This is a genomic window from Streptomyces sp. 71268 (assembly GCF_029392895.1).
Classification (GTDB): Bacteria; Actinomycetota; Actinomycetes; order Streptomycetales; family Streptomycetaceae; genus Streptomyces.
On record NZ_CP114200.1, the window covers coordinates 612,610 to 634,658 of the forward strand.

The following is a 22,049-nucleotide window of genomic DNA, read 5'->3' on the forward strand; positions in this document are numbered from 1 at the left end:
CACGGCGCGCCTGCCCGAACGGACGGACATGACCGACGACGCGGACCGACCTGTGATCGACCTCAACGCCGATCTCGGGGAGGGCTTCGGCCGCTGGCACCTGACCGACGACGAGGCCCTGCTCTCCGTCGTCACCAGCGCCAACGTCGCCTGCGGCTTCCACGCCGGCGACCCGTCGACCATGCGGCGGGTGTGCGAGCTGGCCGCCGAGCGCGGCGTGGTGATCGGCGCCCAGGTCTCCTACCGCGACCTGGCCGGCTTCGGGCGGCGCGCCATGGACGTACCGCCGCGCGAGCTGGCCGACGAGGTCGCGTACCAGATCGGCGCGTTGGACGTCTTCGCGCGCGCCGCCGGCGCCCGGGTGGCCTACGTCAAGCCGCACGGCGCGCTCTACAACCGGTGCGTGCGCGACGAGCAGCAGGCGGCCGCCGTGGTGGACGGCGTACGCCTGGCGAGCGACGCGCCGCTGCCCGTCCTCGGGCTGCCCGGCTCGCTGCTCCTCGCGGCGGCCACGGCGGCCGAACTGCCGGCCGTTCCCGAGGCGTTCGCCGACCGCGCCTACACCGCGCACGCCACGCTGGTGCCGCGCGGCACCCCCGGGGCGGTCATCGACGATCCCGACGCCGTGGTCAAACGGTCGTTGACGATCGCCCGCGACCACGCCGTGACCACCATCGACGGGGATCAGGTCGCCGTGCAAGCGCGGTCGCTGTGCCTGCACGGCGACACCCCGGGCGCGGCGGCGACCGCCCGCCGGGTACGGACCGAACTGGCCGCCGCCGGGGTCGGGTTCAGGGCGTTCGCGTGAGGGAACACGCGCCGCACGCGCCCACGACGCACCCGACCACGGGAAACAGCGGGCCGACCCCGGTACCCGAGGCCGAGCACGCCCGGCACATCGAGGAGGTGGCCGGCATGCCGCACCAGGCGCCGGACCGCGCCGGCTTCGCCGTACGCGGCCTGCCCGTGGGGGAGAACGCCCTGCTGCTCGAGGTGGACTCCGACGAGGCGGTGGAGGCCCTGCACGCCGAGGTGCTGCGGCGGCTCGGCACAGCGGAGCTGCCCGCCGTGCGGGACGTCGTGCCCGCCGCCCGCACCGTACTCCTCGACGGCCTGGCCGACCCCGCGCGCACCGCGGCGCTGGCCGCCCGCTGGCACATCCCCGCGCCCACCCGTGGCCAGGGGACGGCCGTGGAGATCCCGGTGCGCTATGACGGCCCGGACCTGGCCGAGGTCGCGAAGCTGTGGGGCGTCACGCCCGACGAGGTCGTACGCATCCACTCCGGCACCGAGTTCCGCGTCGCCTTCTGCGGCTTCGCGCCCGGCTTCGGCTATCTGACCGGGCTGCCCAGCCGCTACCACGTGCCGCGCCGCGACACCCCGCGCACCCGCGTCCCCACCGGCTCCCTCGCCCTCGCCGGCCCCTACACCGGCGTCTACCCGCGGCCGTCGCCCGGCGGGTGGCAGCTCATCGGGACCTCGGACGCGGTGCTCTGGGACGCCACCCGCGACCCCGTGGCGCTCTTCGCTCCCGGTACCCGGGTCCGCTTTGTACCGTGTGGCGACCGCCACCCCGCGCACGAGGACGGCGCCGTGCCGCCCGGCGGCGCCCCCGCGCGGCCCGTGGCCGACCTGCCGGCGCCCGACCGACGCCCCTCGGTGAACGGGGCGCGCCGATGAGCGGGTTCGCCATCCTGGAGGTGGTGCGATCCGGGGCGCTCACCACCGTGCAGGACCTGGGGCGCGCCGGCCACGCGCACCTGGGCGTGCCGCGCTCGGGCGCGCTGGACGAGCCCGCGCACCGGCTCGCCAACCGCCTGGTGGGCAACCCGGAGCAGGCCGCGACCCTGGAGACGACGCTCACCGGCTGCGCCGTGCGCGTGGACCGGGCCGTCACCGCCGCCGTCACCGGAGCGCCCTGTCCGGTCCGGGTGAACGGCCGGCCCGCCCCGTGGGGCGCGCCGATCCGGCTGCCGGCCGGGGCCGTGCTGGACATCGGCGCCGCCACCCACGGGGTGCGCGGCTACCTCGCCTTCGCCGGCGGCGTCGACGCGACCCCCGTGCTCGGCAGCCGCGCCACCGACGTGCTCTCCGGGCTCGGGCCCGACCCGCTCGCCGACGGGGACGTGCTGCGACTCGGCCCGCCGACGGACGCGGCCCCGCGCCTGGACGCGGCGCCGGCCCCCGGGCCGGTGCGCGAATTGGTGCTGCCCGTGCTGCTCGGCCCGCGCGACGCGTGGTTCACGGCGCGGGCGCTGCGCACGTTGGGCCGCGCCGCGTACGCCGTCTCCCCCGCGAGCAACAGGATCGGGCTGCGTACCGAAGGGCCGGCGCTGGAACGCGCGCGGGAGGGCGAGCTGCCCAGCGAGGGCATGGCGCTCGGCGCGCTCCAGGTGCCGCCGGACGGCCGGCCGGTGCTCTTCCTGCACGACCACCCGACGACCGGCGGCTACCCGATGATCGGGGTCGTTCCCGAGCGCTGGTTGGCCTCGGCGGCGCAGGCCGTGCCGGGCACGCCGGTGCGCTTCGTGCCCCGTCGGGCGCGCTCGGGGGCACGCGGCTGAAGGGGGTTACGGGCCGCTTCGTACGGGAGCGGCCGGCGCCGTGCGGGCCGGCGGTCGACATGTCGTCCGGGCCTGGTGGCTGACCCTTTCAAACGGCTCTAAGGATTTGTCGATACGGATACGTCCCGCGACGCTTGGCCGTGGATGGGGAAGGGAGCCGCCGTCGGCGGCGCTTCCCAGGGGGCATCCAGGGAGGGTGGAACGGCCCGTGTGCGGGGGACGGCCACACGCGCGGTGCCAGGCACCGTGCGGCGCCGGCCCCCGAGCCCACACGGCAGTCGCCGCCAGGCGACGAGCCCGGGCCGGCCATCGCCGCCGATGGGCTCCGCGCACCGAGTCCGCGCGGAGCCCATCCGGCCTCCCGTGGTCGGCCGCCAGCTGACGGTCACCCGCCGATCTCGTCGTCGGCTATCCAGTTGCCGTGGAACCCGAAGGGGACACGTCGCGGCAGGTGGACGCGTGCCACGGGAGCCGCCGCGACGTCGGCGGCGTCGAGCACGACCAGTTCGCCACGGTCGGTGTTGCCGTCGTGGACGACCGAGAGAATCCAGCCGTCGTCCTCGGTTCTGGCGCCGGGTCGCGCCACGAACGTCGGCTCCTGGGTCACGCGCCCGGCCCCGAAGTGGTGCGTCGACGCCTCGCCGGTCGTGGTGTCGAACTTGACCAGGGGGCCGGGTTCGAAGCTGCCGCCGAGGTCGCGGTTGACGTCGTCGGACAGGCGCAGGCTGGTGGGGCCGACGCCGCCGAACCAGCCGTAGCGGTGCGGGCGCCCGAGCCACTCCCCGTTGATCCGGGGCCACTCGACGCCGCGGTCGGACATGATCTGCTCGGAGACGGTCCCCCGGCCCGGGTCGATGGTCCAGCGGGCCAGGGCGGGCAGCCCGTCGGCGGGCCCGCCGAACACGTCGCGGAAGACCGTGTCGTAGCGGACCACGTCCACGACGATCGAACCGCCCGGCACGTCGTACGCGTTGAGGACGTGGAAGACGTAGCAGCGCGGCGCCTCGCACCAGGTGACCTGCCCGGCCGTGCCACCGCGCGGCAGCACTCCCACCCGCGAGGGGCGCTCCTCGTTCCAGCGCATCGGGAGCGCGTCACCGGTCTCCGGTGCGCCCGCCGCCAGGCGGCCGACGGCGTCCGGTGACAGGGAGACCGGCAGGTCGAGCACCACGACCCGGGTGGCGGTCAGCGCCATGTCGTGGATCATCGGCACCCCGGAGACGGGCAGTTCGGCGGCGTGCGTCGCCTTTCCGGTGGCGTCCAGGACGACGTAGCGCAGGTGCTCGGCGCCGGGCCTGATCAGGTAGTTGACGGCGTGCGTCTCGCCGGTCACCGGATCGGTCTTCGGATGGGCGGTGAAGCCGGCCCGTAACGCCCCGTCGGCGTCCCAGGTCGCCATCCGGTCCAGGTCGGGGGCGATCGACACCGGTGCCCCGCCGCCCTCGACGAGCGCGAGGAGCCGGCCGCCCTGGGCCAGGATGTTGGTGTTGGGCGAGTCCTCGGGCACGTCACCCTGCACGAACCGGTTGCGGTACCACTCGGCGCGCCCCTCGCGCAGGCGGACGCCGTGCACCATGCCCCGCCCGACGAACCAGTGGTGGCCCCGACCGGTCTCCTCGGGCGCCGTGGGGTTGGGGCCGATCCGCAGGTAGCGGCCGTTCAGTTCGGGGGGCAGCACCCCGGTCACCGGCAGGTCGTCGACGCTGACCTCGTCGGCGACGGGGGCGAAGTTGCCGTTCAGGTAGGGGCTGTGGGGCGCGGCGCTCATCGGAACTCCGATCGTCAGATGTGACGGTGCAATGTGTACTGTTCAGATGCTCCAACTCCCGGCGTCGCGCGTGCAATGCTGAGGTTCAGACCGTCCGGATCGGGGCAAGGGATGCCAACGTTCTCCGCCAGCGCCTACGTCGTGCTCGGCCTCCTCGCGCAGTCGGGTTCCGCGACGCCATACGCGCTCGACCGCGAGATCCAGCAGAGCATCGGACATTTCTGGGCCTTCCCCAGGTCCCAGATCTACGCGGAGGCGGCCCGGCTCGTACGCCACGGGCTCGTCGTGGAGGAACGGGAGGACTCGGGGCGCCGGCGCCGGACGCTGTCGCTGACCCCGGCCGGGCGGGACCTGCTCGCCACGTGGCTCACGGGCCCGGCGGACCGACCCACGGAGATCCACGACGAGGGCTTGTTGCGGCTCTACTTCCAGCAGGACGGCCCGTCCGGCGCGGACCAGGTGCGACGCCTGGCCGAGCAGCAACTCCAGGCGCACCGCCGCAAGCTCGCCGAGTACGAGACGATCCTCGCCACGGCCCCGGCCCGGGGCGAGCCCCCGGCGGACCCTCCCGGGCTCGGCCTGACATTCCAGCCCCCGCAGGCCGCCGCCCTGGCGTACGGCCTGCGGTTCGAGCGGATGGCCATCGACTTCTGGTCACGGGTCGCCGAGCGCGGCGCCGACGTGGTGGACCCGCGCGTTGCGGTGACCGAGGCGGACGACGAGCGGTGATCGGAGGCCCCCGTGCCCAGGTGTCGGGGGACGGCCTGCGGACACCCACAGTTCACCGACTCCGGGGCGATCCCGTGGGGGCTACTCCTCGGGCCTCCCGTAGCCGCCGCCGCCCGGCGTGTGCACCACCAGGACGTCGCCCGCCGCCGCCTCCACCACGTCGCACCCGGCCAGCGTGCGCACACTGCCGTCGGCGCGCTCCAGCAGGTTGACCCCGAGGGAGCCCGGCTCGCCGCCGGCCATGCCGTAGGGGGCGACCCTGCGGTGGCCGGTGAGCAGGGCGATCGTCATCGGTTCGAGGCAGCGCACGCGCCGGGTCACCCCGCAGCCGCCGCTCCAGCGGCCCCGCCCGCCGCTCCCCCGTCGCACGGCGAAGGACTCCACGCGCACCGGGTAGCGCCATTCGAGCACCTCGGGGTCGGTCAGCCGGGAGTTGGTCATGTGGGTCTGGACCGCGTCGGCGCCGGCGAAGCCGTCGCCGGCCCCTGACCCGCTGGCCAGCGTCTCGTAGTACTGCACCCGGTCGTTGCCGAAGGTGATGTTGTTCATCGTCCCCGAGCCCTCGGCCTGCACGCCAAGCGCCCCGTACAGCGCGCCGGTGACCGCCTGCGAGGTCTCCACGTTGCCCGCGACGGTGGCCGCCGGGTACGTCGGGGCCAGCATGGAGCCCGCGGGGATGCGCACGTCGAGCGGGGCCAGGCAGCCGCTGTTGAGCGGGATGTCGTGTGCGACCAGGGTGCGGAAGACGTAGAGCACCGCGGCCATGACCACCGAGCTTGGCGCGTTGGCGTTGCCCGGCTGCTGCGCGGAGGTGCCGGCGAAGTCCACGACGGCGCCGCGCGTGCGGTGGTCGACGCGCAGCGCGACCTGGATGACGGCGCCGCTGTCGGTCTCGTAGCGGTACGAACCGTCGCGCAGGCCGGCGATGATGGCGCGCACCGACTCCTCGGCGTTGGCCCGCACGTGCCCCATGTAGGCGTGTACGACGTCGAGGCCGAACTGGTCGATCACGCGGCGCAGTTCACCGACGCCCTTCTCGTTGGCGGCGATCTGGGCCCGCAGGTCGGCGAGGTTGGTCTCCGGCGCGCGGGAGGGGTAGCGGGCCGAGGTGAGCAGGTGGCGCGTCTCGCGCTCGCGCAGCTCGCCGCCGCGCACCAGCAGCCAGTTGTCGAAGAGGACGCCCTCCTCCTCGATGGTGCGGCTGAAGGCGGGCATCGAGCCGGGGGTGCTGCCGCCGATGTCGGCGTGGTGGCCGCGCGAGGCGACGAGGAACAGCAGCCGCGGCCCGGCGTCGTCGAAGACCGGCGTGACCACGGTGACGTCGGGCAGGTGGGTGCCCCCGTGGTACGGGTCGTTGATCGCGTAGACGTCGCCCGGGCGCATCGCGCCGGCGTTGCGCCGCAGCACCTCCTTGATCGACTCGCCCATCGAGCCCAGGTGCACCGGGATGTGCGGGGCGTGGGCGATCAGGTTGCCCTCGGCGTCGAAGAGGGCGCAGGAGAAGTCGAGGCGCTCCTTGATGTTGACCGAGTGGGCGGTGTTCTCCAGGCGCACCCCCATCTGCTCCGCGATCGCCATGAAGAGGCTGTTGAAGACCTCCAGGAGGACCGGGTCGGCGTCGGTGCCCGCCGCGACGGTGCGCGGCCGCGGGCGCGCCCGGTTCAGCAGCAGGTGTCCCCGCTCGCCGATGCTGGCCCGCCAGTCCGGCTCGACGACGGTGGTGGCGTCCGCCTCCACGACGAGGGCGGGCCCGCTGAGCGTGTCGCCCGGGCGCAGGTCGGCGCGCCGGTACAGGCGCGTCGGCCGCCAGCGGCCGCCGGCGAACATCCGGACGGTCGGCGGCGGTTCGGCCGGCCCCGCCGCGTCCTGGTGCGCGGTGGGTCCGGTGCTCACGTGGGCGGGCGCCGCCGCGCACCGGGCCTCGACCGCGACGGCCTCCGCGACCAGCGGCTTGTCCGTGGTGAAGGCGTAGCGGGCGCGGTGCGCGCGCTCGAAGTCGGCCGTCATCGCCGCGGCGTCGGCCAGCGGCACGGCGATGGTCGAGTCGGTGCCGGCGTACCGCAGGTGGACCCGGGTCGCGGTGGTGATCGCCTCGCTGGGCAGGCCGTCGGCGGCCAGCTCCGCCCGGGTGCGCTCGGCCAGTTCCGCGCTGACCGAGCGCACCCGGTCCATGCCCGCCGGGTCGTCGACGCGGACCTCGACGGCCGCCTCGCGCATCGCGGTGGCGTCGGCCACCCCGATGCCGTACGCGGAGAGCACGCCGGCCAGCGCCGGGACGATGACGGTGTTGATGCCGAGCGCGTCGGCGACGGCGCAGGCGTGCTGGCCGCCGGCGCCGCCGAAGGTGGTCAGCGCGTACCGGGTGACGTCGTGGCCGCGCTGTACGGAGATCTTCTTGACGGCGGTGGCCATGTTGAGGACGGCGATGTCGAGGTAGCCGGCCGCGACCTGTTCGGGGCCTCGGCGGTCGCCGGTCGCGGCGGTGATCTCGGCGGCCAGCGCCGCGAACCCCTCGCGCACGGCCGCCACGTCCAGCGACTGGTTGGCGTGCGGCCCGAAGACGGCGGGGAAGTGGTCGGCCTGGAGGCGGCCGAGCATCACGTTGGCGTCGGTGACGGTCAGCGGCCCGCCGCGGCGGTAGCAGGCGGGGCCGGGCACCGCGCCGGCGGAGTCGGGGCCGACCCGGTAGCGCTGGCCGTCGAAGCGCAGGAGGGAGCCGCCGCCCGCGGCGACGGTGTGGATGTTCGTCATCGGGGCCCGCATCCGCACGCCGGCCACCTCGGTGCCGTAGACCCGCTCGAACTCGCCGGCGTAGTGCGACACGTCGGTGGAGGTGCCGCCCATGTCGAAGCCGATGACGCGCTCGTGGCCGGCCTCGGCCGCCGAGCGGGCCATGCCGACGACGCCACCGGCGGGCCCGGAGAGCACCGCGTCCTTGCCACGGAAGTGCGCCGCCTCCCGCAGCCCGCCGTTGGACTGCATGAACATCAGCCGGATGCCGCGCAGTTCGCCGGCCACCTCCTCGACGTAGCGTCGCAGGATGGGCGAGAGGTACGCGTCGACGACGGTGGTGTCGCCGCGCGGCACCAGCTTCATCAGCGGGCTCACCTCGTGCGAACAGCTCACCTGGGCGAAGCCGGCCTCCCGGGCCACGGCGCCGACGGCCCGCTCGTGCCGCGGGTACCGGTAGCCGTGGGTGAGGACGACGGCGGCGGCGCGCAGGCCGTCGCGGTGGGCGGCCCGCAGCTCCCGCCGCACGGCCTCCAGTTCCAGCGGCCGCACCACCTCCCCGTGCGCGCCGATCCGCTCGGGGACCTCGATCACGCGGGCGTAGAGCGCCTCGGGCAGCACGATGTGCCGGTCGAAGATGCGCGGCCGGTTCTGGTACGCGATGCGCAGCGCGTCCCGGAACCCCTCGGTCACCACCAGGACGGTGGGCTCGCCCGAGCGTTCGAGCAGGGCGTTGGTGGCCACGGTGGTGCCCATCTTGACGACGGCGATCCGCTCGGCGGGCAGCGGCTGCCCGGGGGCGAGGCCGAGCGTGTCGCGGATGCCGGCGACGGCCGCGTCCCGCGTCCGCTCGGGGTGGTGCGACAGCAGCTTCCTGGTCACCAGGCGCCCGTCCGGCCGCCTGCCCACCACGTCCGTGAAGGTGCCGCCCCGATCGATCCAGAACTCCCAGCGTCCCGTCGTCATCCTCGCATTGTCGCAGCGCGGGGCGGTACGGAGCGGGTACGCGGCCGGCCCCGGCCGGCCGCGATGTCGCGGCCGGTCGAGGTGCCGGGGTGGGCCGGGGTGCCGGAGCCGGCCGGGGCGCCGGGGTCGGGGGGCGCCGCGGGTGGCCCGCCGGGCGCCCACCGCGTCGTCATGAGCCGCCTGTCCCCGACGGCTTGGGCGCCGGTGCCGCCGCGACCACGGCGTCGGCGGTGGGCGCCAGCTCCGACGGGGCCGACGGGGCCGGCGGGGCCGACGGCGGCGCGTCGTGCGCGGCCAGGAAGGCGGCCACCGCGATCGGCCAGCCGAACTCCTCGGCGCGCGCCCGCGCGGCCTCGCGGCGGGCCACTTCCGGGCGGGCCAGCACGTCCTCGACGGCGTCCGCGAAGGCCGCGCCGTCGTCGGCGGCGCTGACGCCCGCCCTGTCAACGATGTCAGGCAGCGCCGACGAGGCGCTGACCACCACCGGCGTACCGCAGGCCAACGCCTCCAGCGCGGCGAGCCCGAACGTCTCGGCCGGCCCGGGCGCCAGCACCACGTCGGCGCTCGCCTGCCAGGCGGCCAGCTCCGCCCGGTGCGCCACGTGGCCCAGGAAGGTGACCGGCAACCTCTCGGCACGGGCGCGTTCGGCCAGCCGGGGGCGCAGCGGTCCGTCGCCCGCCACCACCAGATGCGCGGCCACCCCGCGCCGGCGCAGCGCGGCCACCGTGTCCAGGGCGCGCCCCGGCCGCTTCTCCGGCGACAGCCGCGAGCACATCACCAGGAGCGTCGTCGCCCCGCTCACATGGCGGGCCCGCAGCGCGGCGCTGTACCAGGCGGGGTGGCACTTCTCCAGGTCGACGCCGAGCGGGGCGCGGACCAGGTTGCGCACGCCGAGCCGTACGAACTCCCGCGCGGCCCACTCCGTCGTGCACACCACGCGCGCGTACGCCCGCGCCGTGCGCAGGTTCAGCCGGTCGGCGGCGTAGCCCGCGGCGGCCGGTGGGACGCCCCAGGTGCGCAGCACGGCGTCGGCGCTCTCGTGGGAGACCATGACCGCGGGCACGCGGGCCGCTCTGGCCCACTCCCCCGTCCACCGCAGCGTGGTGCGGTCCGAGACCTCAAGGCGGTCCGGGGCGAGGCGCTCAAGGAGTCGGGCCAGGTGGCGTCGGCCGGTGAGCACCCGGTAGCCGCCGGTGCCGGGCAGTTCGTGACCGGGGACGGTGATCACCCGCCCCTGCGCGGTGGCCTCGTCGGAGGCCCGCTCGCCGGGGATGACCAGGACCGGTTCGTGGCCCGCGGCCTGGTAGCCGGCGCCGAGTTCGCGCAGCGCGGTGCGCAGCCCGCCGGAGGTCGGGGTGACGAAGTTGGCGAGCCGCACGATGCGCAGCGGGCGTTCGGGATGCGTACGGGGCGGGGCGGACGGCCCGGGTGCGGGAGCCGAGGGGGCCGGGGCGTGCCGGGGGGAGCTGAGTTCCGTCATGCCGCCCTGCCCTCCACGACCCGCCCCGTGCGCTCGGCCAGGACCTCGGCGTAGTGGTCGAGCAGGAGGTCGCCCACCACATCCCAGGTGCGCCCCTCCACGGCGGCGCGTCCGGCTCGCCCCAGGTCGGCTCGCAGCCGTGGCGATTCGGCCAACAGCGCGACCGCGTCGAGCACGGCGGCCGGGTCGCCCGGCGGCACCAGCAACCCGGTGCGCCCGTGCGTGATCAGGTCGACCGGTCCACCCACGGCGGGGGCGACCACCGGCACGCCACTGGCCTGTGCCTCCTGCACGGTCTGGCAGAACGTCTCCTGCGGCCCGGTGTGTACGAAGACGTCCAACGAGGCGAAGAGGCGCGCGAGTTCGTCGCCGGTGCGCCGGCCGAGGAACCGGGCCCCGGGCAGCGTCGCGCGCAGCCCGGCAGCGCTCGGCCCGTCGCCGACCACGACCAGTCGCACGCCGGGCACGGCGGCCACCGGGGCGAGCAGCTCGACGCACTTCTCGGGCGCCAGTCGGCCGACGTAGCCGACGATCAGCTCGCCACCCGGGGCCAGGCCGCGGCGCAGTTCCGGATCGCGCAGGGCGGGGCGGAAGCGGGTGGTGTCGACGCCGCGTGGCCACAGCGCGATCCGTGGCACCCCGTGCTCGGCCAGGTCGCGGGCGGCGGCGGTGGAGGGGGCGAGGGTACGGTCGGCGGCGGCGTGCACGGCCCGTATCCGGCGCCAGGCGGCGGACTCGCCGGTGCCGAGGTAGGTACGGGCGTAGCCGCCGATGTCGGTCTGGTAGACGGCGACGGCGGGGACCCCCAGCCGGGTCGCCGCGGCCATGCCGCGTACGCCGAGGATGAACGGGCTGGCCAGGTGGACGAGGTCGGCTCGGTGCGCGGTCAGGGTGGCGGCGAGCCGGCGGCTGGGCAGGGCGACGCGCACCTGTGGGTAGCCGGGCAGCGGCAGCGAGGGGACGCGGACGACCGGGTAGGGGTGGGTGCCGTCGCTGTCCGCCGGACAGTCGTGCGCCCCGGCCGGGGCGAGGACCAGGGGCTGGTGACCGCGCCGGGCGAGGTGCTGGGCGGTCTGCAGGGCGCAGTGGGAGACGCCGTTGATGTCGGGGGGAAAGGATTCGGTGACGATGGCGACACGCATACCGGTGTTGTCGGCGCGCGGAACGTGACCCGGGCCACGTGGATCTTTCCGATCAGGAAACGTCCCATGAGCGTTCGCCGCTGGTGGGGGCGGGTTCTGCCCTGCCGGACGGGTCTGTCCGGAAAACGCCCCCGGCACACCGGCCCGCCACCCCCGCCGGCCCGACGCCACGCCCCCGCCCGCTGGGCCCGCGACACGCGCGGTTCGGGGCGCGCACCCAGGGGCCGTTCAGGGCTGGGCACGAAGCGCGCGGGCGCGTCAACGCGCGTAGCGGGGGCGTACGGCGTGGGTGCTCGTACGGGCCTCGGGGCGGTCGCGCGCCGTGGCCGCGTCGCCGATCGCTCGCGGTCAGTACGGCGAGGGCCGGTGCCGGGCGGGCCGGGCGGTCAGAGGGAGGCCGTGTCCGGGTCGATCCGGCTGCGCACGGCGGTCTGCACCTCGGCCTCCTCGGCCGGGTCCGCCGCGAGCCGGCGCAACTGGTCCACGACGCGGGAGTCGGCCGTGGCCGCGTGCCGGGCGGCGAGTTCGCGGGTCGTCTCCTCGCAGTCCCACAGGCACTCCACCGCGAACCCGGCCGCGAAGGACGGGTCGGTGGCCGCCAGGGCGCGCGCCGCCCTGCCACGGAGCTGCGATGACGAGGTCTCGCGGTAGATGTGGCGCAGCACCGGCGCCGCGCAGGCGATGGTGAGCCGGCCCGCGCCGTCCACCAGGTCCCACAGTGGCGCGGCGTCGGGACCCTCGGTGCGCACCACGCGGCGCAGCGCGCTCAGCACCACGGTGGCGTCGCGCTGGCCGCCCCTGCGGGCGAGGAGCGAGGCGGCGGCGGCGCCGAGCGCGTCGTCGCGACGCGCCCAGCTTCGGGCTCTGACCAGCGAGGCGTTGCTGCGCATGCGCTCGAAGGCGCCGATGGCCGCGTCGGCCACCAGGGACGAGGGGGACTCGGCCGCCGCCTCGATGAGGGCGAGCGACTCGGGGGCGTGCTGTTCGGCCAGGTACCGCAGGGCGGTGGCGCGCGCGGCGTCGGGGCCGTGGGTGGCCGCGGCGACGATCGCCGGGTGGTCGTCGGGTCCGGCGACGGCCGTCAGGCACCGGGCGGCCGGCCCCTGCCGGTCCTGGGTGGGGTGCTGGTCCTGGCCCTGCTGGGCCCAGTCGAGCACTTCCCGTACGCTCCAGCCCGGCCGTGGCCCGGTCGGCCTCAGCTGTCGCTGCCAGCGGTCGAAGCAGCCGCTTTCCAGGGCGGCGCGCACCCGGGCGGCGTTCCCCGGCTCGGAGGTGTCCTCCGCCCACAGCCGCCAGGGGCGCGGCTCGAAGGCGTCCCTGGCCGCCGTCGCGAGCGCGGCCTCCCCCTCGGGGGTGTGCGGGAAGCGGGCCAGCACCAGGCCGCTGAGGGCGCGCAGCCCGCTGTCGTCGTCCCGCAGCGCCAGCTCGTCGAGGGCCCACTGCCAGTTACCGCCCGTCGCCGCGTACCGGCGCAGCAGGTGCAGAGCGTCATCGCGCCCGTACGAGGCGAGGTGGCCGAGGACGGCGAGGGCGAGCCCGGTGCGCTCCTCGGCGGTGTCGAGGAGGTCGTCCGGGTGGAAGAGGTGTTGTTCGATCTCTTCAAGTCCGCCGTCGAGGTCCACGCAGAGCCTGGCGTAGTACAGCGAGCGGTTCTCCACCTGCCAGTCGCGGCGTGGATCGCGCAGCACGCAGTGGTGCAGCGCTTCGAGCGCCTCGGCTCGCGGTGCCGCGAGGGCGTGCAGGGTCCCGTCACCGCGGCCTCGCTGGAGGAGGCCGAGTAGGGAGCCGCTGGGCGCTATGTCTGGATCGAACATGAGGTCAGCATCCGGGGCGGGGGGTTGGACTGGCAACGGGATTTCCTTCGATCGGCATTCTTGCCGATGTCCGCGCCGGTATGCCTGATGAACGGCAGCGGCCACGCGTCCCGAGCGCCGCAGCCTACCCGGAAGCCCTCGCTCCGCGAATGTGCCCGGCATATCCACGGAAGGCCGCTGGCATATGTCAAGAGCACCACCGTATCGGGTATTGCCAAATCCCTTACAGTCCGTCGCAGCCTGTGCGACAGTCGTCACCGGCCCTTCCGTCCAATCTGGTCGCGCCGCGCCTGTATCGGAGTACGTCCCATGCCGTCGCCCCTCTTCGCGGACCGTCCCGCACCGCAGCCGCCCGAGCGCGGCGCCCTCGACGCACTGATCTCGCAGACCCGCCGGCTGCGCGGCGGCCTGGACGCCGTCCGCCGTGGGTCCGGGGTCGAGGACGAGCAGTTCGAAGATCCGCGCGCCCGCTGGCAACGCGCCCTGTGTGAGTTAGCCGTCCACCACCTGGACGACCTCGGCGAGCACCTGGGCCAGCTTCGCGAGGGAGTGCCGACCGACCTTGAGGAGACGCCGCCGCACGAGCGCCGGCCCGCCGCGCCGCCGGAGCCCGAGCACCGCTCGCTGCTGAGCCGCGTCGGCAGCGCCGAGTGGAACCTGCTCACCGACGAGGTGACGTGGTCGCCGGAGCTGTACGAGATCTTCGGGCGGCGGCCGGCCGACGGCGGTCTCTCCCTGGACGAGCTGCCCTCCTGGGTGCACCCCGCGGACCAGGCGGCGCTGACCGCGATGGTCACCGACTGCCTGGTGGACGGCACGCCGATCGACGGCGAGTTCCGCATCCTGGGCCCGGGCCCGCGCGAGCGCACGGTGCACATGATGGGCGAGCCGGTCCTCGAAGCCGACGGAAGCACCGGCTCCATGTGGGCCGTGCTGCGCGACGTCAGCGCGCTGCGCCGCAGCCAGCAGGCGGTGCGCGAGTCCCGCGACTTCCTCCAGCGCGAGCGGCACATCGCGCAGACCGAGCACCGGCTCGCGGTCGAACTCCAGGAGGCCGTCCTCCCGCCCTGGCGCGGCTCGCTGCGCCTGCCGCACCCGACGGGCGAGGACTCACTCGACCTCGCGGCCCACTACTTCCCCTCCGCCATCAGCGCGCTGATCGGCGGCGACTGGTACGACGCCCTCCACCTGCCCGACGGGCGCACCCTGCTCAGCGTCGGCGACCTCACCGGCCACGGGGTGGCCGCCACCTCGGGCATGGCCACACTGCTCGGCGCGCTGCGCGGGATGGCCGTGGCCGGCGTGGAGCCGGGCCCGCTGATGGGGTTCCTGAACCACATGGTCGACGCCGCGCCCCAACCGGCGCTCGGCAGCGCGATCTGCGCCCTCTACGACCCCCGCGCCCACACCCTCACCTGGTCCCAGGCCGGTCACCCCGCCCCGCTGCTGTTCCGCGGCGGAGCGGGGTGGTCGCTGCGACCGCCGGAGGGCGTGCTGCTCGGCGCCACCTCCGGGGCGACGTACACCCAGCGCACCGAGGTGCTGGAGCCGGGCGACACGCTCGTCCTGCACACCGACGGGCTGGCGCCCCGTGGCCCACTGGCCGGTGACGCGACGGGAGCCGAGCGACTGCTGCGCCTCGCCGACCGGTTCGCCTCGGCCCGTACGGCACAGGAGTGCGTGCGGACCGTCGCCGAGACCTTCGGCAACGAGGAGCGCGAGGACGACGCGTGTGTCCTCGTCACCCGGATCGGCTCCGACGCGTGACCCGCCACCGCCCGCACACCGCCACGGCCGGATCCCCTGCGACGGACGACCACACCGTCGGTCGTGCGTCCGCCCCGACCCGGCACGGTGGTGGGCGCGCGCTGCTCACGCCACGGCGCCCCACGGCGACCGTGGTCGCTCCGCTCGCGGCATACCCGTCGCCGACCGGCGTGCCGTGCGTGCGCGTGACCCCGCCCACCGGAGGGCTCGGGCCCGGGTGACTCCGGGTCAACTCCCTTGGTGAGGACGGCCATCGCGTGCGGGCCCGCGTCGACCTGCGTGACGAGGGCCTCGTGAGTGGGTAGTGGTCGCGGCGACAGGCCGTCAGACGGCGGCGCCGCGCTCCGGTCCTTCGCCGCCGCGATGCGGCAGGGCCTCCTTGATCTCCTCCCGCAGGTTCCTGATCTGCGCCTGGCTCGCGTACTGGCCGGTGAGCCGGTACATCTCGCGCAGTCGGTCCCAGGTGCGCAGTGAGGACGTCTCGCCGATGGTGACCAGGGCCAACCGTGCGTAACGGTCGCCTTTTTCCGGCTCGTCGTCGATGAAGCAGGCCGAGGCCATCGAGATGTGGTCGAAGATCTGTGACCGCTCCCGGCCCCCCACGCGCAGCCGCAGCGCCTCCTTCGCGTGCTGCTGGGCCACGACCGCGGCACCGGGCTCGTGCTCGGCGAGCGTGCGATACGCCAGGGCCTGCATGCCGTGCAGGTCGGCCTCGTCGAACATCTGCATCCAGCTCGGCGGCGGCACGTCGCCCTTGTCCGAGACGAAGAGTTCCTCCGCCTCGCCCAGCGTGCGGCGCATGGCCTGGCCCCGGCCCATCGACGCCTGTGCCCACGCCTCGATGGTGTGCAGCATGGCGCGGGTGCGCGGCAGTGCCTCCTCGCCGGAGCCGGACTTGGCCAGCTTCATGAGGTCCAGGGCTTCGTCGGGCCGTCCCAGGTGCACCATCTGCCGTGCGGCCCGGGACAGCGCCTCACCGGCCCGCGGGCGGTCGCCCCCCTCGCGCGCGGCGTGGGCGGCGATCACGAAGTACTTCTGGGCGGTGGGCTCAAGGCCCACGTCGTGGGACATCCACCCGGCCAGGACCGCCAGGTTGGCCGCCACCCCCCACAACCTGCGCTGCAGATGCGGCGGGTGATGGTAGGCGAGCATGCCGCCCACCTCGTTGAGCTGGCCCACCACCGCCTTGCGCTGGAGCCCGCCACCACGGGAGGCGTCCCAGGCGCGGAAGATGTCGACGGACTTCTCCAGCGCCTCGATCTCGGCGGAGCCCACGGGCGCCGCCTCGTAGCGGTCGAAACTGGCGTGGTCGGCGGCGTGCGAACCGGGGTGGAAGGGGGCGTCGGCTGACAGGGCGGGATCGGCGTGCAGCCAGTCGTACATGGCGCTGCTGAGCACGGAGCCCGCGGTGAGCGCGGCACCCGCGCCCACCAGGCTGCGTCGGTTGAACATGAGGTCCATTCCCGTGAATTCGGTGAGGACCTGGGCCGTACGCCCGGGCGCCCAGGGCAGACCGTCGTGCGCTTGTCCTTTGCCCGCGCGTCCGTGGCGGCCGAATCCGAGGTCCTCGATGGTCACGACACGACCGAGTCGCTCGGTGAACAGGGCGGCCAACACCTTCGGTACGGGATCGCGGGGCGTCTCGCCGGTCTCGATCCATCGCCGCACCCGCGAGGTGTCGGTCGCCAGTTGCGGATGGCCCATGGCCGCCGCCTGCCGGTTCACGAGTCTCGCGAGTTCCCCCTTGGACCAGCCAGCGAGGCCGAACAGGTCCGAAAGACGGGTGTTGGGTTCCCTCGTCACGTCAAGCCCCCAGGTTCCTCGGCTGAGTTGACAGTAGCCCCAGGGGTGGGGGGTAGCGAGCATTCGCCAGGGTTCGCCAGGGTCCGCCAGATGGTGTGCCACCCGTGCGCGGGTGTCCTGTAGGAACGCGCCACCCTCCCCTGGCTCTCGGGTTCAGGTGACGCAACCACGTGCGGTGATGTCGCGGGTTCCGTGGCCGAGCGGCGCGTGGCGTGCCGGCTCCCGAGCCGGCGCGGCCCCTCCCAGGAACCGTCACGACAGTGCCGGGGCCCGCCACGGCGGCGCCACCCTGGACCGGGCTTGCGCACCGCGTCCGCGCGCCGGGGCCCAGCCCGGCAGGCGGTCCGCATTCCCCAGGGTGCGGTCACCTCCCGGGTCTGGAGCGCACGCACTTGCCGGCACACGAAGGGATCTGTCTCGCCCATGTACACAGCACCGTCCCCCGTGTCCGCCCCTCTTCGGCCGCATCGCCCACACGCCGGCGGCGGGCCGTACCTCGATCCCAGCCGCGGCGGACGGGCACGACGCGCTGAGGGCGCTCTTCCCCAGCCGCTGAGCGGGAGGCTCGACCTGTCCGGCCCGCAGGGGGCCCGGGTCCGGACGGCCATCGCGGCGGTGCACCGCATCTGTCCCGAGTTCAACCCCGTCCAGGTGTTGCGCCGCGGCGGGCGCTCGGTGCTCCTGGTCGGCACGACGGGGCGGAGCACGGCGGTCGCGAAGTGCCTGCTCGACCACTCCTCGGCCTGGGCGGACCGGTTCCAGCACGAAATAGCTGCTTACCGGGCCTTCGTACGGCACCGTCCGCCGGTGCGCGTACCACGGCTCATCGCCGCCGACCCCGACAACTGCACGCTGGTCATGGAGCGCATGCCGGGCCGGGTGACCACCCTGCAACGGCATCCGACCGAGCCGCCGCCGCGCACCGACCTGCGCAGCGCGCTCGCCGCGATCCACCGGGTCAACGCCTGGCGCCCGCCGCCCGGCCTGTTCGACGCTCCCATCGACTACGCCGCCCGGCTGGCCCGCTACCACGAGCTGGGGCTGCTGACCGACCGGGACATCGGCGACCTCCAGAAGCTGCTGCGCGGCATCGCGCAGGCCCAGGGCCGGCAGACGCAGGGGCAGTTCTGCCACGGCGAGGCGGTGCTCTCGAACATGCTGTTCACGCCGTCGGGGGCGGCGCTGATCGACTGGGACCACGCGGGCTGGTACCTGCCGGGCTACGACCTGGCCACCCTGTGGGTGGTGGTGGGCGCCGACGCCGCGCTCGCGCGGCGGCAGATCTCCCAGTTGGCGCAGAGCGCGGGGTGCGCGGCGCGCGACGCGTTCCTGGTCAACCTCATGCTGGTGCTGACCCGGGAGATCCGCATGTACGAGACGGCCGTCCAGCGCACGATGCGCGACCCCGCCCCGGCGGCGCCCGGCGAGCCGGGCGCCGGAGCCGGTGAGCAGCAGCGACTGCTGTTGCGGCGGCTGCACGACGACTGCGCGCTCGCGCGGCGTGCCGTGCGCGCCGCGGTCGGCACGCGCTGAGCCGGCGCGGACCGTCACCGCCCCTGCCGGCGCCACCGCGACACGGCGCCGACAGGGGCAACGCGCCCGAGAGTACGGGTCAGTTGAGAAACCGGCTCGGACGTGATTGACGAGCCCCTCGCCAGCGGCTACCTCTAAGTGGGTTCAGCCCCGCACGCCCGATCGCTCCCGCGCGCCACCCCGCGTGGGAGCTACGGCTCAGCTTGAGGAGGCTGCGTTGCCAAGGTTGCCAGGATTCACCCGGAAACGAGCGGCGGCGAGCGGCCACGGCGGCCGTCGCGCCCGGCCGTCATCGCGCGCGCTCAGCGCCTCGGCGTCGATCGCCCTGCTCCTCCCCCTGCTGGCCGCGGCCCCCACGGCCACGGCCGACCAGCCGCGCGGCGGCGGCCTCCAGCAGGCGTTCACGGCCGCCGCGGAGCGCTACGACGTGCCGCGCGAGGTGCTGCTCGGCGTCTCGTACCTCCAGTCCCGCTGGGACGGACACCGGGGCGCGCCCAGTGTCGGCGGTGGCTACGGGCCGATGCACCTCACCGACGCGGCCACGGCGCTGGCCTCGGCCCCGCGCTCGGCCACGCACCACGCTCACGGCGCCGAGGACCCGCGCGGGGACGACGCGCGAGCGCCCAAGAAGGCGGCCCCCGCACCGCCGGCGCCGCCCGTGGCGGACGACCTGCCGGCGCGCCTGCGCACCCTGGAGCGGGCCCGGCATCTGACCGGGTTGCCGGCGCGGGAGCTGCGGGAGAGCCCCACGGCCAACGTGCACGGTGGCGCGGCGCTGCTCGCCGCCGCGCAGAAACGTCTCGGCCTGCCGCTCAGCCGCGACCCGGCCCGCTGGTACGCGGCGGTCGCCGACTACGCCGGGGCAGCCGACACCGCGACGGCCAGGGCGTTCGCGGACGAGGTGTACGCGGTGCTGCGCACCGGGGCCCAGCGCACCACCGACGCGGGTGAGCGGGTGCGGCTCGACCGGAGCCCCGGGCTGCGCCCGGACGTCGCGACGCTGCGCCGGCTCGGCCTGCCCGCCGGTGAGCGGGGGCCGGACGTCGAGTGCCCGCGCGGCGTGTCCTGCGAGTCCGTGCCCGCGCCGTACCAGGAGCTGGGGGACGGCGACTACGGTAACCACGACAAGGCCGACCGCCCCGCGTCGCAACGGATCGACTACATCATCGTGCACGACACGGAGGGGTACTGGGACACCGCGCTCAAGCTGGTGCAGGACCCGACGTACGTCTCCTGGCACTACACCCTGCGGGCCTCGGACGGGCACATCGCGCAGCACGTGCCGACCAGGGACGTCGGCTGGCACGCCGGCAACTGGTACGTCAACGCCAAGTCGGTGGGCCTTGAGCACGAGGGGTTCCTGACGGCGCCGGACGCCTGGTACACCGAGGCGATGTACCGGTCGTCGGCGCGGCTGGTGCGCTACCTGGCCCGGCGGTACGACATCCCGCTGGACCGGCAGCACATCCTGGGCCACGACAACGTGCCGGGCACCGTCACCTCCTCCATCAGGGGCATGCACACCGACCCGGGCCCGTACTGGGACTGGGCGCACTACTTCCGGCTGCTCGGCGCCCCGCTCCGGCAGACGGCGGGGCCCGACGGCGGGCTGGTCACCATCCGCCCGGACTACGACCGGCACCAGCCGGACTACACCGACTGCGGTAAGCCGGGTCAGCCGTGCGCGCCGCACGGCTCCGGCGCCGTGCGGCTGCACACCGCGCCGCGCGCGGACGCGGCGCTGGTCTCGGACGTGGGGCTGCGCCCGGACGGGTCGCCGGCGACGACCGGGGTCAACGACACCGGCGCCCGCGCCTCCACCGGCCAGCGCTACGCGGTAGCCGGGCACGAGGGCGACTGGACGGCGATCTGGTACCTGGGCCAGCGCGCGTGGTTCCACAACCCGGCGCGGCAGCCGACGGCCGTGCACGCCACCGGCTGGGTGGTGACGCCACGACCCGGCAGGAGCGAGGTGCCGGTCTACGGCCGGGCGTACCCGGAGCCGGCGGCCTACCCGCAGGGCGTGCCGGTGCAGGCGGTGTCGCCGCTGCCGTACGCGCTGAAGGCGGGCCAGCGGTACGCGGTGGGGCTGCGCACCCGGGGCGAGTACCTGTGGGCGACGACCTTCGACCCGGCCGGGCACAAGGTGGTGCGCGGCGAGGAGACGTACTACCAGATCCAGTTCGGGCACCGGGTGGCGTTCGTGCGGGCGGCGGACGTGACGTTGCGGCCCTCGGGCCGGTAGCCGGACGGGAGAGGAGCGGCGAAGGCCCCCGGCGCGCCGATGCGCCGGGGGCCTTGTCGAGTGCCGCGGGGCCCGTCGTCCGGGGCTCGCCCGGTCGTGACCCTGCTGTCGTCAGCCCTGCTGGAAGAGTTCGGCCGGCAGCGGCTTCAGAAGCCGGTAGAGGTCGTCGGTGATGGGCCGGTCCCAGCTCGCGATGGTGACCAGGACGCCGTCGCTACGGTCGAACTGCACACAGGAGACCCGGCTCTCGGAGAGCTTGATGCGGCGGACGATCAGCAGGTTGTCCTCATGCATCACGGGGCTGTCCTCGGACGAGACGACCTGCACGGGCTCGTCGTTGCCCAGGGCGTCGAGAAGCTGGGTCACCTCGAAGGGCACGCCCTCGCCCACCTCGCGGACGGGCGAGCCGGCCGGCAGGTTGCCGATGATCATGGCGGGCCCGCGTCCGCCGAACAGGTCGTACCGCAGGAACACGCCCTGACAGCTACCGTCCGGCGCGGGCAGCAGCCCGGCACCCAGGTCGCCGGGCCAGTCCCCCGGGTCCATGGCGAGGACATCGAAGTCCGGACCTGTCGGCGTGGCGGCGCTGCGGCGGCGGAGAAACGACATGCCGACATGGTACGTGCCCGGAGGGAGGGCGTGCGGCGCCCGGGGAGTCGCTCAGCGCCATCCCCAGGCCACGGATTTCGAAGATCGAAAGCCCCGGTTAATTTATCCATGACTACAGAAGAACCGGCGGTGCCGGACCGCTGACCGCCGGTGGCGGCGGGCCTCCGGTCGCCGGCCCGGCGGGCGCGCGGGCTCAGGGGCTGGCGCGCGGCCCGGCGGCGGTGCTCCAGCGGATCTCGCCGTCCACCACCTCGTCGGACGCGGTCAGGCCGAGCGCACGCGCGACGGCCATGGACGCGTCGTGCCGCGGATGGATGTGCGCGACCAGCCTGGTCACCCCCTGGGCGCGCAGCCAACTCGCCATCGCCAGCGCCCCCTCGCGCGCGTAACCGCCGCCCTGGTAGGGGACGCCGACCACCCAGGCGAGCGACGCCTCCAGCCCTCCCGCGCCCGGGCGGCACAGGGTGGCCTGGACGGTGCCGACCACCTGCCCGTCCACGGCCCGGCGCAGCATCCAGTTCAGCCACCCCTGGGTGCCGTCCGGCGACCGGCCCGCCTCCTGGCGGGCGTAGCGGGCTTCGAGTCGCGCGAGCGAGCTGGGCGCCCCACCGGTCCAGGTGTGCAGCCGGACGTCGTCGAGGACCTCCACCGCCTCGCGCGCGTGCGCGCGGCGGAGCGGCTCCAGGCGCAGGCGCGGCGTGGTCAGCGGGGCAGCGGCGGGCCAGGGCGTGGGCACGGTCATGGGGGCACCCTAGACAGGCGGCGTGGACAGGTGGTGGCTGGCCGGGTGGCGGCGGTGCGGGCCGCGTGCCGCGGCGAACGCGCGCGAGCTGCCCGGGCCGCTGGTGCGGCCGGGGCAGCTCGTCGGCCCTGCCGACTGTGCGGCAAAGGGCGGGATC

Annotated in this window: 15 protein-coding genes; 7 read left to right on the top strand and 8 right to left on the bottom strand. The window is 75.1% G+C overall.

Going from position 1 to position 22,049, the window contains the following annotated elements; translation table 11 throughout:
* Positions 1-28 precede the first annotated feature (28 nt).
* From OYE22_RS02195 to OYE22_RS02205, 3 genes are all read left to right on the top strand, one after another.
* Positions 29-808 (top strand): 5-oxoprolinase subunit PxpA, encoded by a 780-nt coding sequence (locus OYE22_RS02195; protein WP_277318802.1) that lies wholly within the window; start codon positions 29-31, stop codon positions 806-808.
* Positions 809-915: 107 nt separating this feature from the next.
* On the top strand, positions 916-1,680 hold the full coding sequence (locus OYE22_RS02200) for an allophanate hydrolase subunit 1 (RefSeq protein ID WP_277323945.1): 765 nt from the start codon (positions 916-918) through the stop codon (positions 1,678-1,680).
* Positions 1,677-2,564 (top strand): biotin-dependent carboxyltransferase family protein, encoded by an 888-nt coding sequence (locus OYE22_RS02205; RefSeq protein WP_277318803.1) that lies wholly within the window; start codon positions 1,677-1,679, stop codon positions 2,562-2,564. Before OYE22_RS02200 ends, OYE22_RS02205 begins: the two co-directional genes overlap by 4 nt.
* Positions 2,565-2,949: 385 nt before the next feature.
* Here OYE22_RS02205 and OYE22_RS02210 read toward each other — a convergent pair whose 3' ends face one another.
* Complete coding sequence (locus OYE22_RS02210; protein ID WP_277318804.1) at positions 2,950-4,332, bottom strand: carotenoid oxygenase family protein; 1,383 nt, start codon at positions 4,330-4,332, stop codon at positions 2,950-2,952.
* Between the two features lie 111 nt (positions 4,333-4,443).
* Between OYE22_RS02210 and OYE22_RS02215 the strand changes: the two genes are divergently transcribed.
* Entirely contained in the window at positions 4,444-5,061 is a 618-nt protein-coding gene (locus OYE22_RS02215; RefSeq protein ID WP_277318805.1) for a PadR family transcriptional regulator, read from the top strand.
* 81 nt (positions 5,062-5,142) lie between these two features.
* Here the strand turns inward: OYE22_RS02215 and OYE22_RS02220 are convergent, their stop codons facing one another.
* From OYE22_RS02220 to OYE22_RS02235, 4 genes are all read right to left on the bottom strand, one after another.
* A complete protein-coding gene (locus OYE22_RS02220; RefSeq protein WP_277318806.1) occupies positions 5,143-8,757 on the bottom strand; it encodes a hydantoinase B/oxoprolinase family protein in 3,615 nt (1,204 codons plus the stop codon).
* Between the two features lie 169 nt (positions 8,758-8,926).
* Positions 8,927-10,237: a glycosyltransferase gene (locus tag OYE22_RS02225; protein WP_277318807.1), complete on the bottom strand. Its 1,311-nt coding sequence runs from the start codon at positions 10,235-10,237 to the stop codon at positions 8,927-8,929.
* Positions 10,234-11,379 carry a glycosyltransferase family 1 protein gene (locus tag OYE22_RS02230; protein ID WP_277318808.1) on the bottom strand — a complete coding sequence of 382 codons (1,146 nt, stop codon included), beginning with the start codon at positions 11,377-11,379 and terminating at the stop codon, positions 10,234-10,236. The genes OYE22_RS02225 and OYE22_RS02230 overlap by 4 nt, the downstream gene beginning before the upstream one ends.
* A gap of 386 nt (positions 11,380-11,765) precedes the next feature.
* Positions 11,766-13,193 (bottom strand): HEAT repeat domain-containing protein, encoded by a 1,428-nt coding sequence (locus OYE22_RS02235; protein WP_277318809.1) that lies wholly within the window; start codon positions 13,191-13,193, stop codon positions 11,766-11,768.
* Between the two features lie 309 nt (positions 13,194-13,502).
* Between OYE22_RS02235 and OYE22_RS02240 the strand changes: the two genes are divergently transcribed.
* Positions 13,503-14,960, top strand: coding sequence for a SpoIIE family protein phosphatase (locus OYE22_RS02240; protein ID WP_277318810.1), 1,458 nt, complete (start codon positions 13,503-13,505; stop codon positions 14,958-14,960).
* 324 nt (positions 14,961-15,284) lie between these two features.
* Here the strand turns inward: OYE22_RS02240 and OYE22_RS02245 are convergent, their stop codons facing one another.
* Positions 15,285-16,763, bottom strand: a complete 1,479-nt coding sequence (locus OYE22_RS02245) for a hypothetical protein (RefSeq protein ID WP_277318811.1) — start codon at positions 16,761-16,763, stop codon at positions 15,285-15,287.
* A 423-nt stretch (positions 16,764-17,186) separates the two neighbouring features.
* Here OYE22_RS02245 and OYE22_RS02250 point away from each other — a divergent pair, with 423 nt between their 5' ends.
* Complete coding sequence (locus OYE22_RS02250; RefSeq protein WP_277318812.1) at positions 17,187-18,296, top strand: aminoglycoside phosphotransferase family protein; 1,110 nt, start codon at positions 17,187-17,189, stop codon at positions 18,294-18,296.
* 319 nt (positions 18,297-18,615) lie between these two features.
* Positions 18,616-20,541, top strand: a complete 1,926-nt coding sequence (locus OYE22_RS02255) for a peptidoglycan recognition family protein (protein WP_277323946.1) — start codon at positions 18,616-18,618, stop codon at positions 20,539-20,541.
* 111 nt (positions 20,542-20,652) lie between these two features.
* Here OYE22_RS02255 and OYE22_RS02260 read toward each other — a convergent pair whose 3' ends face one another.
* Together OYE22_RS02260 and OYE22_RS02265 are read right to left on the bottom strand one after the other, a co-directional pair.
* Positions 20,653-21,150, bottom strand: coding sequence for a hypothetical protein (locus tag OYE22_RS02260; protein WP_277318813.1), 498 nt, complete (start codon positions 21,148-21,150; stop codon positions 20,653-20,655).
* A gap of 193 nt (positions 21,151-21,343) precedes the next feature.
* Entirely contained in the window at positions 21,344-21,892 is a 549-nt protein-coding gene (locus OYE22_RS02265; protein ID WP_277318814.1) for a GNAT family N-acetyltransferase, read from the bottom strand.
* Positions 21,893-22,049: the final 157 nt, after the last annotated feature.